At 69.5% G+C, this 16,414-nt stretch carries 14 protein-coding genes; 6 read left to right on the top strand and 8 right to left on the bottom strand.

The features are described from left to right. The first annotated feature begins 27 nt into the window (after positions 1-27). Positions 28-1,557 (top strand): tRNA (N6-isopentenyl adenosine(37)-C2)-methylthiotransferase MiaB, encoded by a 1,530-nt coding sequence (miaB, locus tag HNR15_RS10920; protein ID WP_179481692.1) that lies wholly within the window; start codon positions 28-30, stop codon positions 1,555-1,557. Positions 1,558-1,690: 133 nt separating this feature from the next. Beyond that, the gene (locus HNR15_RS10915; protein WP_246305919.1) at positions 1,691-2,905 is read left to right on the top strand and encodes an MFS transporter; all 1,215 of its coding nucleotides are present in this window, start codon (positions 1,691-1,693) and stop codon (positions 2,903-2,905) included. A gap of 67 nt (positions 2,906-2,972) precedes the next feature. Here HNR15_RS10915 and HNR15_RS10910 read toward each other — a convergent pair whose 3' ends face one another. Next, positions 2,973-3,950: an Lrp/AsnC family transcriptional regulator gene (locus tag HNR15_RS10910; RefSeq protein WP_179481688.1), complete on the bottom strand. Its 978-nt coding sequence runs from the start codon at positions 3,948-3,950 to the stop codon at positions 2,973-2,975. 131 nt (positions 3,951-4,081) lie between these two features. Here HNR15_RS10910 and HNR15_RS10905 point away from each other — a divergent pair, with 131 nt between their 5' ends. Next, entirely contained in the window at positions 4,082-5,581 is a 1,500-nt protein-coding gene (locus HNR15_RS10905) for a DHA2 family efflux MFS transporter permease subunit (RefSeq protein ID WP_179481686.1), read from the top strand. A 72-nt stretch (positions 5,582-5,653) separates the two neighbouring features. Here HNR15_RS10905 and HNR15_RS10900 read toward each other — a convergent pair whose 3' ends face one another. The 5 genes from HNR15_RS10900 to HNR15_RS10880 are packed head-to-tail and all read right to left on the bottom strand — an operon-like array spanning position 5,654 to position 11,009. Continuing rightward, the gene (locus HNR15_RS10900; RefSeq protein ID WP_343048511.1) at positions 5,654-6,436 is read right to left on the bottom strand and encodes a DUF1295 domain-containing protein; all 783 of its coding nucleotides are present in this window, start codon (positions 6,434-6,436) and stop codon (positions 5,654-5,656) included. Next, positions 6,429-7,739 (bottom strand): SAM-dependent methyltransferase, encoded by a 1,311-nt coding sequence (locus tag HNR15_RS10895; RefSeq protein WP_179481682.1) that lies wholly within the window; start codon positions 7,737-7,739, stop codon positions 6,429-6,431. Before HNR15_RS10895 ends, HNR15_RS10900 begins: the two co-directional genes overlap by 8 nt. Then, positions 7,736-9,004, bottom strand: coding sequence for an SAM-dependent methyltransferase (locus HNR15_RS10890; protein WP_179481680.1), 1,269 nt, complete (start codon positions 9,002-9,004; stop codon positions 7,736-7,738). The genes HNR15_RS10895 and HNR15_RS10890 overlap by 4 nt, the downstream gene beginning before the upstream one ends. Beyond that, the gene (locus HNR15_RS10885) at positions 9,001-9,750 is read right to left on the bottom strand and encodes a DUF1365 family protein (protein WP_179481678.1); all 750 of its coding nucleotides are present in this window, start codon (positions 9,748-9,750) and stop codon (positions 9,001-9,003) included. The genes HNR15_RS10890 and HNR15_RS10885 overlap by 4 nt, the downstream gene beginning before the upstream one ends. Further along, positions 9,747-11,009 (bottom strand): NAD(P)/FAD-dependent oxidoreductase, encoded by a 1,263-nt coding sequence (locus tag HNR15_RS10880; protein ID WP_179481675.1) that lies wholly within the window; start codon positions 11,007-11,009, stop codon positions 9,747-9,749. Before HNR15_RS10880 ends, HNR15_RS10885 begins: the two co-directional genes overlap by 4 nt. Before the next feature lie 193 nt (positions 11,010-11,202). On the opposite strand from HNR15_RS10880, the gene miaA reads away from it, so the two are divergent. Continuing rightward, positions 11,203-12,126 (top strand): tRNA (adenosine(37)-N6)-dimethylallyltransferase MiaA, encoded by a 924-nt coding sequence (gene miaA / locus HNR15_RS10875; RefSeq protein WP_179481673.1) that lies wholly within the window; start codon positions 11,203-11,205, stop codon positions 12,124-12,126. An 11-nt stretch (positions 12,127-12,137) separates the two neighbouring features. Then, positions 12,138-12,998, top strand: a complete 861-nt coding sequence (gene dapF, locus HNR15_RS10870) for a diaminopimelate epimerase (RefSeq protein WP_179481671.1) — start codon at positions 12,138-12,140, stop codon at positions 12,996-12,998. On the opposite strand, the gene HNR15_RS10865 is transcribed toward dapF, so the two are convergent. Both HNR15_RS10865 and HNR15_RS18845 read right to left on the bottom strand, forming a co-directional pair. Next, positions 12,982-13,608 (bottom strand): methyltransferase, encoded by a 627-nt coding sequence (locus tag HNR15_RS10865; RefSeq protein WP_179481669.1) that lies wholly within the window; start codon positions 13,606-13,608, stop codon positions 12,982-12,984. The genes dapF and HNR15_RS10865 overlap by 17 nt on opposite strands. A 146-nt stretch (positions 13,609-13,754) precedes the next feature. Beyond that, complete coding sequence (locus HNR15_RS18845) at positions 13,755-14,948, bottom strand: DUF559 domain-containing protein (RefSeq protein WP_179481667.1); 1,194 nt, start codon at positions 14,946-14,948, stop codon at positions 13,755-13,757. Between HNR15_RS18845 and hflX the strand changes: the two genes are divergently transcribed. Beyond that, complete coding sequence (gene hflX, locus HNR15_RS10855; protein WP_179481664.1) at positions 14,920-16,395, top strand: GTPase HflX; 1,476 nt, start codon at positions 14,920-14,922, stop codon at positions 16,393-16,395. The genes HNR15_RS18845 and hflX overlap by 29 nt on opposite strands. The last annotated feature ends 19 nt before the right edge of the window (positions 16,396-16,414 follow it).

Below are 16,414 nucleotides of genomic sequence, written 5' to 3'. Positions count from 1 at the left end.
TCGGCACGCCGTACCCTGGACCGCGTTATGCGCACGTACGAGGTCCGCACCCACGGGTGCCAGATGAACGTCCACGACTCCGAGCGGATCAGTGGGCTGCTCGAGCATGCCGGGTACGTCGACCGGCTGACCCTGGCGACCGACGGTCGCCCTGACGCGGCCGACGTGGTCGTCTACAACACCTGCGCCGTGCGGGAGAACGCCGCCGACAAGCTCTACGGCAACCTCGGTGCGCTGAAGCCCGTCAAGGACGCCCACCCCGGTATGCAGATCGCCGTCGGCGGCTGTCTCGCCCAGAAGGACCAGGGCGCGATCGTGCAGCGCGCGCCCTGGGTCGACGTGGTCTTCGGCACCCACAACGTCGGATCCCTGCCGGTGCTGCTGGAGCGGGCGCGCCACAACGCAGAGGCGCAGGTCGAGATCCTGGAGTCGCTGGAGACCTTCCCCTCGACGCTGCCCACCCGACGCGACTCGGCGTACAGCGGCTGGGTGTCGATCTCGGTCGGCTGCAACAACACCTGCACGTTCTGCATCGTCCCGGCGCTGCGCGGCAAGGAGAAGGACCGCCGTCCCGGCGACGTGCTCGCCGAGGTGAAGGCGCTCGTCGAGCAGGGCGTCGTCGAGGTGACCCTGCTGGGCCAGAACGTCAACACGTACGGCGTGGAGTTCGGCGACCGTCTCGCGTTCGGCAAGCTGCTGCGCGCCTGCGGGGAGATCGAGGGCCTGGAGCGGGTGCGCTTCACCTCGCCCCACCCGGCCGCGTTCACCGACGACGTGATCGACGCGATGGCGCGGACCCCAAACGTCATGCCGTCGCTGCACATGCCGCTGCAATCCGGGTCCGACCGGGTGCTGAAGGAGATGCGCCGGTCCTACCGGTCGGCCAAGTTCCTCGGGATCATCGAGCGGGTGCGCGCGGCGATGCCCGAGGCGGCGATCACGACCGACATCATCGTGGGCTTCCCCGGCGAGACCGAGGCCGACTTCGCCGAGACCCTGCGCGTCGTGCGCGAGTCTCGCTTCTCCTCGGCGTTCACCTTCCAGTACTCGATCCGCCCCGGCACCCCGGCCGCCGACCTGCCCGACCAGTTGCCGAAAGCCGTGGTGCAGGAACGCTTCGAGCGGCTGGTCGCGGCGCAGGAAGAGGTCTCCTGGGCCGAGAACCGCACGCTGGAGGGCCGTGAGGTCGAGGTGCTCGTCGCTCCCGGTGAAGGTCGTAAGGACGCAGCCAGTGGCCGGATGTCCGGCCGCGCCCGAGACAACCGCCTGGTGCACTTCGCAGTGCCGGACGGTGCCGAGCGTGCGAGGCCCGGTGACATGGTGACAGTCGGTGTCACCTACGGCGCTCCGCATCACCTGGTGGCCGACTCCGGCATCCAGGGCGGGGCCTACTCCGTGAGGCGCACCCCGGGCGGAGACGCGTGGGCCGCGTTGCAGGACGGCGCCACGCCGGGCGCGACGGGCGCGACGGCCAAACCCACGGTGACCCTCGGCATGCCGTCCATCGGCGCCCCGGCCCCCCGCGCGGCCGCCGACGGACCCGCCTGCGCCTGCTAGCGCACCCAGGTCTGTCGCAACTTGCCGAGATGTCGATCGAGGAGGGTTCCAGGGTTCCGCGACCCTCCCGAACTGACATCTCGGTGCGGGGTTCGGCGCAGTGCGCCGGTTCGACTGAGGGACGATGACGGGGATGGCTCAGACGACAGCTCCAGCCCCCGCGGGTTACCGGCGAGGTGACGCGGGATACCGGCGGATCACCCTGTCGCTCTTCGCTGCCGGCATGACGACCTTCGTCGCGATGTACGCCGCGCAGGCTGTGCTGCCCGCGCTCTCCGACGCGTTCGACGTCTCACCCGCCGGTTCGGCCCTCGCAGTGTCGGCGACCACCGGCATGCTCGCGTTGGCGATCATCCCGGCGAGTGCCCTGTCGGAGCGGTTCGGGCGCACCCGGGTGATGGTCACTTCCGCGCTGCTGACGGCCGCGGTCGGCATCGTGCTGCCGTGGGTGGGGTCGTTCGGGCTGCTCGTGGCGCTGCGCGGGGTGCAGGGGATCGCCCTCGCCGGGGTGCCGGCCACCGCAATGGCCTACCTCGCCGAGGAGGTACACGCCCAGGACCTCGGCGCGGCCATGGGTCGCTACATCGCGGGGACGACGGTCGGTGGGCTCGCCGGGCGGGTGGTCGCCTCCCTCACGCTCGACCTGTCCACGTGGCGGTGGGCCCTGGAGGTCGCGGCCCTCGTCAGCCTCGCGTTCACCCTCGTCTTCGTTCGCTTCGCGCCGCCGTCGGTCTACTTCCGTCCGCAACCGATCGGCGTACGCCGCACCGCGCGGGCCGTCGCCGGGCACCTGCGCAGTCCCCGGCTGCTGGCACTCTTCGGCACTGCGTTCCTGCTGATGGGCGGCTTCGTCTCGATCTACAACCTGCTCGGATACCGATTGCTGGCAAGGCCGTTCAGCCTGTCGCAGACCGTTGTGGGCCTCGTCTTCCTGATGTACCTGTCCGGCACTGTGTCGTCGGCAGCGGCCGGCCGGCTGTCCGACAGGTTCGGGCGGGCGGCGGTGCTTCTCACCTCCGAGGTCGTCGCACTCATCGGCCTCCTCCTCACCTGGGTCACGGCACTGCCCCTCGTCCTGATCGGGGTGCTGCTCTTCACGGCCGGGTTCTTCGCGGCGCATGCGGTCGCAAGTGGCTGGGTCAGTCGCATCGCGCACGACCACCGCGCGGAGGCCAGCTCGCTCTACCTCTTCGCCTACTACGCCGGAAGTTCGGTACTCGGTGCGGCTGCGGGACTTGCCTACTCGGCGTACGGCTGGTCAGGAGCCGTGGCCTACGTCGGCGTCATCTTCCTGCTGGCGCTGACGGTCGTCGGTTGGCTGCGCCACGGCGTACGCGAGCCCGCGTGAGATTTTGGACATGCACACCGGGGCATATCTGCCCCGGTGTGCATGTCCAAAACCGCGTAGTACCGCGTCACGTGGGCGCGACGAGGCGCCCGTCGACGACCCGGCTGCCGCCCTGTTTGACCCGCCGCAGGTACGGCAGTAGATCCAACTGCAGTACTCCGGGTAGTGCGCCCACCTGTTCGGTGACGTAGGTGAAGAGGTCGTCCTGGCTCCGGCAGGTGACGGTCGCCATCACGTTGGCTGACCCCGTCGTGGCGGTCACGAACCCCGTCGGCCGGTGCCCCGCGAGGGTCTCGCAGACGTCGACGACGCGGCCGGGACTCACGGTGAGGCACATCATCGCTGAGGCGTGATAGCCGAAGGTCTCGGGAAGATGGTCGGTGAGCACGTAGAGCGCGCCTCCGAGCAATGCATCCAGCCGGCCCGCTACACGAGACACCGGCCAGTCCAGCCCACGGGCGAGGTCGGCGGCGGTGGCACGTCCGTCGCGGGCGAGGGCGGCGACCAACGGGGCGTCGGCATCGGTGATGGCCTCGGTCCCGGCGTGCCGTCGGTGACGCGCAGCCGCGCGCAGTTCGGCGGCCTGCAGCGTCGTGAGCGCGGTGTCGAACATCGTCCATTCGTCGACCGCGCCGGCGAACGCGCGGAGCATGGCCTGCGCCGAGAAGTTGAGCACTGCACCGGTGTGCGGAAGTCGGCGCAGCACGCCTTCGCCACTCGAGCCCACCGGACCGCTCGTGGCGCAGACGACCTCGCTGCCGCCCGAGGTCAGAGCGATCCACCCGGTGTCGTCGCGGTTGGCCAGCGCATCCGCCAGCGCCTCGGCGGAGTCGGGGCGGCTCTGGATCCGCACCGTCCACGCCTGACGCGTTGCCGTGAATCCGGACCGCACCGCGTGCACCCGGACCTGCCCGGCATCGCGCATCGCACGGTACCGACGCGAGACGGTCTGCTCCGAGACGCCGACCACCTCGCCGATGCGGCGCAGGGGCATCCGCCCGTCGATGATCAGGCACTGGAGGATGTGTAGCTCGATCGAGCCCATCCTGGAAGCTTACGAGCCCCGTGGGTCGCCGGAGAGAGTTTTCGTGGCGACGAGGCCGACTTGGTGGAGCTGAATTCGCGCTGGAAGCACCGTTGGAAGCGGCCCGTCCTTCGTCCATCGAGGAGTTTCCCATGCGCAAGTGGCTCCCAATGCTCGCGATCTGTCTGGGCAGCTTCATGCTGCTCATCGATGTCACGATCGTGAACGTCGCACTACCGGCGATGGCCACCGATCTGTCCAGTTCGTTCGCCGCGCTGCAATGGGTCATCGACGCGTACGCGCTCGTTCTGGCGGCATTGCTGCTCGGCTTCGGCTCGCTGGCAGACGCGCTCGGCCACCGCAGGACGTACGTCCTCGGGCTCGTCGTCTTCTCGGTGGCGTCGTGCCTGTGCGGAGCGGCTGTCAATCCGGCCATGTTGATCGCCGCCAGGGCACTGCAGGGCGTCGGTGGTGCGGCGATGTTCGCGACCACCTTCGGCCTGCTGAGCTCTGCCTACACCGATCGCGATCGCGGCACGGCGTTCGGGGTCTGGGGCGCGGTGAGCGGCGCGGCATCTGCGGTCGGCCCGGTGCTGGGAGGCGTGCTGACGCAGACGATCTCCTGGCGCTGGATCTTCCTGGTCAATGCTCCGATCGGGGTGGCGACGGTGCTGATCACGCTGGCGGTCATCACGGCGCCGAAGGCGGGTGGGCACCGCCGCATCGACGTCGCGGGCACGCTCGTCTTCGCGGTGGCGGCCGGCATGCTCACCTTCGCGATCACCCGCGCGGGCGACGACGGTTGGGCATCCCCCGTCGTCCTCGGATGCCTCGTCGTGGCCGTCCTCGCCTTCGTCGCGTTCCTCATCGTCGAATCGCGGGTGGCCGCGCCGATGATCACCCTGTCGCTCTTCGGCCGGCGCGTGTTCGGCGGCACGGTGGGGGCCGCCTTCGCGCTGTCGTTCGCCGGGTTCGGCGCCCTCACCTACGCGGTCATCTGGGCGCAGACGATGCTCGGCCTTTCACCCATCCAGGCCGGCCTGGTCTGCCTGCCATTACCCGTCTTCTCCGCAACGCTGTCGCCCCTGTCCGGTCGGTTCATGCAGCAGGTGCCGCGTGGCCTCGCGATCGGCGGCGGGCTCGGGCTCATCGGTGCCGGCGGTCTGCTCAGCGCGGTGCTCATCTCGATCGAGGCGAACTGGCCATCGCTGCTTCCTGGCCTCGCCCTGATCGGGATCGGGTGCGGGGTGTCGGTGCCGGTCATGGCCGCCGCCGCGACGTCGGACGTCGGCGACGACCGAGCAGGTGTCGCGTCGGGGGCGATCAACACTGCGCGTCAGCTCGGTCAGGCCCTGGGCATCGCGGTGCTCGGCAACCTCGCAGCCGCGGCCGCCACCTCAACTCTGCGCGGCGACGGCGTAACGGACCCGGCCCGCACCGCGAGCCGGGTGATCGGGGGCGGCGCCGGGACGGTGCTCAGCCGACACGCGGATCTTGCGCGAGCACTGCACGAGGCGTTCGCCGCAGGTCTCACGCTGGCGTATGTCGTTTCAGGGGCCGTCGCGCTCGTGGCAGCCGTGGGCGCCGGGTGGCTGGTGCGCACCCGACGTCCGGCTCACGTGCCCGACGAGTCGACCCTTGCCCGCTCCTGAATCGCGCAGACATTCGGACATGCGCAGCGGGGCAGATATACCCCGGTGTGCATGTCCAAAAGTGAGTTCGGGTCAGGTGTGCTTGCCGGGGGGCGTGGGCACGAAGAAGCTGGTGCGCTCCTGGTAGTTGCGGTAGCCCTCGCGCTGCGCCATCGACTTCTCCAGGCGTCGCGCGCCCGTGGCGACGACGAGGAAGAACACCATGGCGACCGGTGAGAGCACCGTGAGCACCCCTGGCCACACCGACGCGGAGACGAGGTAGACGCCCACCCAGACGCAGGCGTCACCGAAGTAGTTCGGATGCCGCGTCCAGCCCCACAGGCCGCGGTCCATGATCGTGCCCTTGTTCGCAGGGTCCGCCTTGAACGCGCTCATCTGCGCGTCGCCGATGGCCTCGAAGGCGATGCCGAACACGGTCACCAGGGCTCCGACGACCGCGACGACCCACCAGATGCCGCGCGGATCGTGGGTGGCCCCGGCGACCTGCACCGGCAGCGAGATGAACCACTGCGCGATCCACTGGGTCACGAAGATGCGCCCGATGATGGCCCCGGTGCCCTTGCCCTCGAGCAACTCGGCGTAGCGAGGGTCCTCCTCGCCGCCGCGGCTTCGCTTCCAGATGTGGTACGACAGCCGCGCACCCCAGCCGATCACCAGCACGGCCAGTGTGATCCGTCGAGCGATGCCGCCCGTGCCCAGCACCAGCGCCACGAGCGCGACGAGGGCGAGCCCCGATCCCCAGATGACGTCGACGACGTTGTAGCGGCCCTTGGCGCGGCCGACGAAGAACGTCACTGCCTGCAGGACCGCCAGCAGCAGGAGGCTGACGCCGGAGACGAGCAGGAAATCAGCCACGCGGGTCACTCCAGCTCGCCGGTCGTACGGCGGGCAGTGCGCTCATGCCGGACCTGCGGCGCACGGCGGTGATCTGATCGACGCCCATCCGCCCCTCCTGGAACGCCAGCAGCCCGCCCGCAAGGTAGAGCTCCCAGACCCGCACGACCTCGTCGCCGACGAGCTTGACGAGCTGGTCCTTGGCGGCGTCGAACCGACGCTGCCAGGCGCGCACCGTCCACACGTAGTGCTCGCGCATGGCATGCACGTCGCGCACCTCGAGGCCGGCCCGCTCGAGGAAGGCGACCGTCTGACCCACCGGGCGCATCGTCATGTCGGGCGCGATGAACGCCTCGATGAACGGCCCGCCGCCGGGGTGCTCGTCGTGTCGGGACATCTGCTGGATCACCACGTGTGCATCGTCGGAGGCGCACCGCGCGAGCGTGTCCGCGTACGCCGCGTAGTTGCGTTCGCCGACATGTTCGCCCATCTCCAGCGAAGCCACCGCGTCGAACGGCTCGTCGGCGATCTCCCGGTAGTCCTGCAGACGGATCTCCACCAGGTCGCCCAGGCCCCGCTCGGCGACGCGTGAGTCGATGAACGCCTTCTGCTCCTTGGAGATCGTCACGCCGGTGACCTGCGCGCCGTACGCCGCGGCGGCATGCAGCGAGAGCGAACCCCACCCGCAGCCGATGTCGAGGAATCGCATACCGCGACGGGCATCGAGCCCCGCCTTGCGGCACACCAGGTCCAGCTTGTCGCGCTGAGCGTCCTCGAGCGAATAGTCCTGCAACTCCTTGCCGTTCAGGTCAGCGCCGGTGACATAGGCACTGGAGTACGCCATGTGATCATCGAGGATGAGGGAGTAGAAGTCGTTGGACAGGTCGTAGTGGTTGTGGATGACGTCGCGGTCCCGGCTGACGGAGTGCAACCGTCCGCGGACGGCGATCTGCGTCTTCGGCGCAGGCAGGGGCCGACCCAGCACACCGAACTCGCGTGCCAGTCGGGTCGCATCGGCGAGCATCCGCGCGGAGGGACGCTTGGCGGTGACTCCGCGGGCCGCGAGCGTCGCCCGCACCCGGGAGAGGCCCTCGACCAGGTCGCCCTCGACATCGAGCTCCCCGGTGACGTACGCCTGTGCCGCGCCGAGTTCGCCCGGATGCCAGAGCAGTCGGCGAATCGCACGGGGGCTGGCCAACGTCACGTGCGGCGCGTCCAGGGGTCCGGAGGCGCTGCCGTCCCACGCGGTCAACCGCACGGGAAGCTCGCCCCCGGACAGCGGTGCGACCAGGGCGGCGATACGGCCCGCGACGTCCGAGTTCATGCTGCTGCGCCCTTGGTGAAGGTCAGCTGATGCACGTCGAGGTAGTCCGCGCGGAACCCGCCCTCGCTGTAGCGCAGGTAGAACCGCCACATCCGCCGGAAGGTCTCGTCGAAGCCCAGCTCTTCGAGACGCTCGTGGGCGGCGTCGAAGGTCTCTGCCCAGATCCGCAGCGTCTCGGCGTAGCTCTGACCCATCGGAAGGTCATCACCCAGCGAAAGCCCTTGTCGCGCTGCGGTATCGCGCAGCATCTCGACCGATGCCAGCGCGCCGCCCGGGAAGATGTACTTGTGGATCCAGGTGTAGGTGTTCCTGGTCTCCAGCACCCGATGGTGCGGCATGGTGATGGCCTGGATGACCGCCGTCCCCCCGGGTGCGAGCACCTGCGCGATCTTGGCGAAGTAGGTGTCGAGGTACTCCAGACCCACCGCTTCGATCATCTCCACCGAGAGCACCGCGTCGTACTGGCCGAGGGTGTCGCGGTAGTCCCGCAGCGCCAGGTCGACGCGCGCCGCGAAGCCCGCGTTGTCGATCTTCCCCTGCGCCCAGGCGAGCTGCTCGCTGGACAGCGTGACGGAGTCGACATGAGCCCCGCGTGCTGCGGCCCGCAGGGCGAGTTCGCCCCAACCCGTGCCGATCTCGAGCACCCGGCTGCCTTCGCCGACGCCGGCCTGGTCGAGCATCCGGTCGATCTTGCGGTGCTGCGCCAGCTCGAGCGAGTCGGCGTCGACCGGTCCTTCGATGAGCGCGGCGGAGTACGTCATCGACGGGTCGAGGAACGTCGCGAACATGTCGTTCGAGAGGTCGTAGTGCCGCTCGACGTTGCTGCGCGAGTTCGCCGTCGATGGCTTGTCGGAGAGCGGCTTGCGCGTGAGGTACGCCGATCGCATCCGCTTCAACGACGTGGGCACCAGGTGGTCGATGCCGCCGGCGAACGCCGCGATGAGCCCGGCGAGATCCTCGCTGTCCCATTCGCGGGCCAGATAGGACTCGCCGAACCCGATCAGGCCGCCGGTGCCGATCCGGCGCATCAGGGCGCGCGGGTTGTGCACGTGCATGGTCGGCGCCGCAGGATCGTCGGCGCACCCGCCGAGCGTGGTCCCATCCGGCATGACCACGCGGATCGCGAGTCGCGCGACCGCCCGACGGAAGAGGCCGCGCGTGACGCTCTCGGCCGCGCTTGCCTTGAAACTGCGGGGGATTCGCACGACATCAGGCCACCGGATCGGATCGATCCCCATGGTCGAGGGGTCGGACAGGGCGGTCATACTGCCTCCTGGGGCGCGTGCTGTGGTCGTGGTTGGATCGGGAGCCGCCGCGACCACAATCGCACTCCGTGCAGGTGGATCAGCGTGGTGACGAGGTATGAGGCTAGAGGAGTGGCGACGGCAGCTTTCAGGGTTTCGCCGCGACCACGAATTCGTCGGCCGGTCCAGGTGGTCGCGAAGGGTCGCTCACCGGTGCGGCGCAGGGTGATCGCGACCGCGAACTCGTCGTCCGGCTCGGGCAGGGACATCGTGTATTCGCCGTCGGTGTCGTTGAACGGGGAGACGTAGAACTCCTTGCCCACCTCAGCGCGGCCGCTCTCATCGGGCCGCACCAGGTAGGCGTGTCGCTCGCCGTAGGTGTTGTGCACCTCGGCGATGACACAGGCGAGCGCGCCGCCCCGGTCCCGGCACCAGTAGACGCTGACGGGGTTGAAGACGTAGCCGAGGGAGCGAGCTCCCGTGAGGACGCGCACCGTGCCGCCGTCCAGATCGATTCCATGCGTTGCGGCGTACGTCGTCACATTGTCTCGCCAGGAACAGCTCGGGTCGCCTAGATGGTCCGAGGCCTTGAAGCGGGTGAACGCGCTGGCCCACCAGGGGAGTTCGGCCGGACGTTCGGAGCTGCCCAGCTTGTCGAGGTCGACGAGATAGCTGATGCCGGGATAACTGAATCCATGCTTGATCGGGGAGGTGCGCTGGTGGCGTACCCGTGTCAGGTAGGCGGTGGCCGTCGGGTGCGGGCTCACTCCCACGTCCCACCGAGGCGCGTCGCCGCTTGCAGTCCGGAGAGCGCCCCGTCCTCGTGGAAGCCCGACCCGTGGTAGGCGCCGGCGAAGGCGACCCGGTCGTCGGAGAGCGAGGGCGACTCGCGTTGCGCACGCAGCGAACCCAGCGTGTAGAGCGGGTGCTCGTAGGTCATCTGCGCGATCACCGTGCGCTTGTCCACACGGTGCTCGCCACCCAGCGTGACGAGCATCCGAGTGCCGTCCGGGCTCGGCAGTCGCATCAGTCGGGTGAGGTCATAGGTGACGACGACACCGTCCTCGTCCTCGGGTGACAGGTAGTTCCACGAGCCCCAGGCGCGCGGGTTGCTCGGCAGGACGGACGAATCGGTGTGCAACTGGGCGGTATTGACCGAATAGGGCATCGCGCTGAACACGCGCTCCTCGGCGGCCGTGGGCTGCGCCAGCATCGCGAGCGCCTGGTGGGGATGTGTTGCGATCACCACTCCGTCGTACACCTCCCGACTGCCGGCGAAATCACCGACCTCCACGCCATCGGCAAGCTTGCGCACCGATGCGACGGGGGTGTTGAGCAGGGTGCGGTGCAGACCCGCCACGACGCGCTCGACGTAGACGCGCGACCCGCCGGTCACCGTGCGCCAGGTCGGCGATCCGCTGACGGTGAGCATGCCGTGGTGGTCCAGGAACTGCAGCAGGGATCGCGCGGGGTAGTGCAGTGCCATGTCGGGCGGGCACGACCAGACCGCAGCGATCACCGGGCGGATGAAGTTCTCGGTGAAGTCGCGACCGTAGGTCGTCTCACCGAGCCAGTCCTGCATGGTCACATCATCCTGCTCCGGGCCGTCGAGCAGGGCGCGAGCGCGGCGGTGGAAGCGTTTGACGTCGATCAGCATGCGGCAGAAACCGGGACGGGTCGTCGTGTGGGCGTCCGCCAGGATGCCGCTCAGGCCCTTGCCCCCGGCGTACTGGAAGCCGGTCTGCGGCACGTAGACCGACATGCTCATGTCGGTCGGCTGAGTGGGCACGCCGAGCTCGCGGAAGAGCCGCTGCAGCGTGGGGTAGGTGCGGTCGTTGTGCACGATGAACCCGCTGTCGACGGCGATGGTGCTGCCGTCGGGGAGCGGCACGTCGTGGGTATGTGCGTGACCACCGGGTCGCTCGTCGGCCTCGTACAGGCTCACGTCGCCACTCTTGCTGAGGACGTGCGCGGCCGTCAGTCCGGCCACACCGCTGCCGATCACGGCGTACCTGCGCGGTGACATGGATGCTCCTCGGTGGTGGACGTCTTGAACTACGTGTGATTCGAGACGACCCAGATCACGGATGGGTACGCGTCGCGGTGAGGCGTACGTCACACCCGCGCGCCGGCGTCGTCCCCGGACCGAGCAGCGGAGCGTGACGACGTCCATTCGCCGCGGCCCGGGGACCGCGTCGACGGCGTTGGATACTTCCCTCATGGATGTGGGCGGTCGGGCGACCGTGGTCGCGGTGGTCGGGCCGACGGCGACCGGGAAGTCCCACCTCGGGCTGGACCTGGCAGAGGCGCTCGACGGCGAGATCGTCAATGCCGACGCCTCGCAGCTCTACCGCGGCATGGACATCGGCACGGCCAAGCTGCCGGTCGCCGAACGACGCGGCATCCCCCACCATCTGCTGGACGTGCTGGACGTCCGCGAGGAGTCCACGCTCGCGGCGTACCAGGAACGCGTCACCGTCGCCATCGACGACGTGTGCGCGCGGGGGCGTACGCCGATCCTGGTCGGCGGCAGTGGCCTCTACGCGCGGGCGGCTCTGGACGTACTGGAGATACCGCCGACCGACCCCGGTGCGCGAGCCGCGTGGGAGCAGCGCCTGGAGACCGAGGGCCCCGATGCGCTCCATGCACAGCTGCGGGAGCAGGACCCCGCGGCGGCGCGTGCCATCGGACCGGCCAACGGACGCCGTCTCGTCCGGGCCCTGGAGGTCATCGAGCTGACCGGTCGCCCGTTCAGCGCGACCATGCCCACGCGCACCTACCGCCGCCCGGCCGTGCAGGTGGGGCTGCGAGCGGACCGACCCCTCCTGCACGAGCGGATCGCTCGTCGTGCGCGTCAGATGTGGGAGGACGGGTTGCTCGACGAGGTGCGCCGGCTGGACGGTCAAGGGCTGCGCGACGGACGGACGGCCAGCCGGGCGATCGGGTACGCGCAGGCACTGGGGCAGCTCGACGGTGATCTGACCCGGGATCAGGCGATCGACGAGACCGCCCTCGCCACAAGGCGATTCGCACGCCGACAGGTCGCATGGTTCAAGGCCGATCCCCGGATCACCTGGCTCGATCACGACGACCCGGATCTCACCGATCGCGCATTGGCGCTGATCCGTGCGGCGCGTCCGTGACAATGGCACGCATGCCCACCGTCGACTTCGTCAAAGGCCACGGCACGATGAACGACTTCGTGCTGGTGGCCGACCTCGACGGTGCGCTGTCGCTGACCGCCGCCGACGTCGGCTTCCTCGCCGATCGGCACGCGGGGATCGGCGGGGACGGCGTGATCCGGGTGACCCGCACCGAGTCGGTCGCCGATGCTCCCGCGGACATCGACCCGCAGCTGTGGTTCATGGACTACTACAACGCCGACGGATCGGCCGCCGAGATGTGCGGCAACGGCACGCGGGTCTTCGCCCGCTACCTCGTGGAGCACGGACTGGCGAGCGGTCCGTCGTTCGAGATCGGCACCCGTGCGGGCGTCAAGCGCATCGACCTGGTGGGCGACGGCTACAGCACGGACCTCGGGCCGTGGAGGCTGTCGCGGGCGGACGAGGCCGCCAAGCGGGGGATGGACGCGGTCGTCCAGGTCGTCGGCGCGCCCGACGCGCTGCCCGCGCTCAGCCTCGATCTCGGCAACCCGCACACCGTCGTCGCGCTGCCGCCGTCGATGGATCTCGGCACCCTGGACCTGCAACGGGCACCGCACGTCGACCCGCGACCGTTCGACGGCACGAACGTGGAGTTCGTCCGCGCGCACGGGCCCGGGCACATCAGCATGCGGGTCTTCGAACGCGGGGTGGGGGAGACGCTCAGCTGCGGCACTGGAGCGGCGGCCGCCGCTCTGGCGACCTGGTGGTGGAGCGGGCAGTCGCCCGATCAGCTCCAGTGGACGGTCGACGTGCCCGGTGGCCGCCTCGGCGTCCTGATCGAAGGCGACCGGGTTTCGTTGTCCGGTCCCGCCGCGCTGGTGGCCGACGGCCGGGTCAGCCTGCCCGGCTGACCTGCAGGATGCGGTAGCCCTTCTCGCTCGTGTGCCGGGTGGTCACGAGCCCCTGCCCGGCGAACTCCTCGCTCGACCACCGGTGCAGGGAGTCCGAGCCGAGGTTGCGCTGGACCACGAGATAGGCCTCGCCCGACGCGCTCAGCCGCGGCAACCAGGTACGGAGAAGGTCGTGCAACGCCGGCTTGCCGACCCGGATGGGCGGGTTGGACCAGATCAGGTCGAAGCGGACGTCGGCGGGTACGTCGTCGGGGAGCTCCGCCCGTAGGCCGTTAGCTCCGACCGCCGCGGCATTGCGGCGAGTCAGGTCGAGTGCGCGTTCGTTGACGTCGACGGCGTAGACGCTCGCCTGCGGCGAGCGCAGGGCCAGGGTCAGCGCGACGGGTCCCCAGCCGCACCCGAGATCGAGGAACGTGCCGGTGGTCGGCGGCTGTGGAGCGTGCCGCAGCAGCACCGATGTGCCCTGGTCGATGCGGTCGGGGGAGAAGACGCCGCGGGCGACCTGCACGGCGTACGTCGTTCCGGCCAGCGGGATGTTGATCGTGCGACGGTCCGCGTCGCTCGCGGGCTGCGCGGTGAAGTAGTGCTGATGTTCCTCGGAGTCCGCCACGCGAGCACGCTACCCACCTCCCGGCGCGCGGGTCGTGCGCCGTCCACTCGCACAACCTGCGTTTCGGGCTGAACGGGCCGAAACGCGAGCGGGCGTACGGGCTGGGCGGCGCGTTTGGGGCTGAGCGGGCCGAAGCGTGGCCCGCGTCAGGCCACTGAGCTTGCGGACGGCTGATGGAAGTAGGTGCACCAGGCGGTGGACAGGCGAGGTACCCGCATTCCCTGCGTGCGCATCGCCGCCGTCACCCTCGTCAGGACTCGATTCGGGTGCGAATAGAGGTCGTCCGCGGTGATGACGACGAACCGCCATCCTTGCCCCTCCAACTCCTCGCGGCGCAGAAGGTCACGCTGCCACTGCTCCTGCCGGTCGATGTGGTGGCGGCCGTCGTACTCGATGGCGACTCTCGCCCTCTCGTACGCGAGATCGAGCTTGCGCTGAATCTCACCGTCGGCCCCTCGGATCGCAGTGTTCACCGCGGGCTCGGGGAGGCCGGCGAGGACGAGCAACAGCCTCAACCTCGTCTCGTTCGGCGAATCCACGCTCCCGCGCACCCACGTCGCGGCTCGGCGAACAGTGACAGAACCCCTGCCCGATGCGACCGATGCGGCCGCGGAGAGTCGATCGATCGTGGTTCGTTGCTTCCTGATCAGCGAGTCGCCGAGGACCACCAGATCCACCAGTTCGAGATACGCGCCAAGATCCACGAATGTCTGCTCGGGTGTCGTTGTCGGTACACCCGATCGCTGCATGACGCGCGGGCTCACGTCGTAGCGATGCGTCCGGATCCCACGGCGTTTGGTGCGAACGTCAGTGGTCACGGCGAGGTGCACATCCGACGTTCGCGGAACTATGCCGCCCCACAGCTGAGCGGCCGAGTGGTGGCTGGCCGCGAGGGCTTCGGGCGCGCAGAAGAGCGCCGCCTGAACGAGAAGTGTCTGCGTAACGGGGGTGCTTGCCGGCACGTAGCAGTCGAAGAACACCCTGGTGTACTGCGTGCTGAGCAGCTCCTTCATCGGCAGACCACGTGTGCGCGCGGTCCGGCGATCGATGAACACGCGGGCGTTGTCGGAGGCGGCCATCCGGACAGCATCGAGGACTCCGGGAGGCTGCCCACGGTTATCCACAACCCACGGGGGTTCGGTGGCGCGTTTGGGGCTGAGCGGGCTGAAACGAGAGCGGGCGTAGGGGTGGGTGGCGCGTTTGGGGCTGAGCGGGCTGAAACGAGAGCGGGCGTAGGGACGGGGAGTAGGGACGGCGTACCGGCATAAACGGTTCGCAGATGCTGTTGACGTCTGGGAACCTGAGGAGAACATGACTGCACACGACGACTTCTTCGACACCCGCGCCACGGCGCTCGCCAAGGACGACGGCGAACCCGTGCTGGAGCGCTACGACGCCGACGGCTTCGTGCTCGATCCCGGCACCGACGGTGACCAGTTCGAGCGCGAGAACAGGGCTGCGCTACGCCGCGTCGAGGGCCTCTCGACCGAGCTCACCGATGTCACCGAGGTCGAGTACCGGCAGCTGCGGCTCGAGCGGGTCGTGCTGGCCGGTGTCTGGCACGACGGCACGATCCAGGATGCCGAGAACTCCCTGCGCGAGCTGTCCGCCCTCGCCGAGACCGCCGGTTCGACGGTGCTCGCGGGCGTCCTGCAGCGCCGCAGCAAGCCCGACGCGAGCACCTGGATGGGCGCCGGCAAGGCGAAGGAACTGCGCGACGTCGTGATCGCCGAAGGGGCCGACACCGTCGTCGCCGACGGCGAACTGGCACCCGGCCAGCGCCGCGGCCTGGAGGACGTCGTCAAGGTCAAGGTCATCGACCGCACCGCCCTGATCCTGGACATCTTCGCCCAGCACGCGAAGTCCAAGGAGGGCAAGGCGCAGGTCGAGTTGGCCCAGTTGCAGTACCTCCTCCCGCGGCTGCGCGGCTGGGGTGAGTCGATGTCCCGGCAGGCCGGTGGCCAGGCCGCCGCGGGTCAGGGCATGGGCTCGCGCGGACCCGGTGAGACCAAGATCGAGCTCGACCGGCGCCGCATCAACACCCGCATCGCCAAGCTCAAGCGCGAGCTGACCGGCATGAAGACCATGCGTGACACCAAGCGGTCCTCGCGGCGCAACCACCACGTGCCGTCCGTCGCCATCGCGGGCTACACCAACGCCGGCAAGTCCTCGATCCTCAACCGGCTCACCGGGGCCGGCGTGCTGGTGCAGAACCAGCTCTTCGCGACCCTGGACCCGACCGTACGACGCGCCGAGACCGCCGACGGGCGTCTCTACACGCTCGCCGACACGGTGGGTTTCGTGAGCAACCTGCCGCACCAGTTGATCGAGGCGTTCCGCTCGACGCTGGAGGAGGTCGGCGACTCCGACCTGCTGCTGCACGTGGTCGACGGGTCGCACCCCGACCCCGAGGGCCAGATCAGCGCCGTACGCGAGGTGCTGGCCGAGGTGGGCGCGCACGACGTCCGCGAGGTCATCGTCATCAACAAGGCCGACGTCGCCGATCCCGAGGTGATCGACCGCATCCGCCGCTCGGAGAAGCACAGCATCACCGTGTCCGCCCGGACCGGCGCCGGTTTCGCCGAGCTCAAGGCGCTCATCGACGACGAGCTGCCCCGTCCGGAGATCCGCGTCGACGTGGTGCTGCCCTACGACCGGGGCGATCTGCTGAGCCGGATCCACGACGAGGGTGAGGTGCTGGAGACCGAGCACCTGGCCGACGGTACGCACGTGCATGCGAAGGTGACGCCCGCCCTGGACGGCGAGCTCACCGCGTTCGCCCGCTGATCCACACCGTCTGACGTGG

Source organism: Allobranchiibius huperziae, assembly GCF_013410455.1.
In the GTDB taxonomy this organism is placed as follows: domain Bacteria; phylum Actinomycetota; class Actinomycetes; order Actinomycetales; family Dermatophilaceae; genus Allobranchiibius; species Allobranchiibius huperziae.
This window is presented reverse-complemented; position numbering and strand designations above follow the sequence as displayed.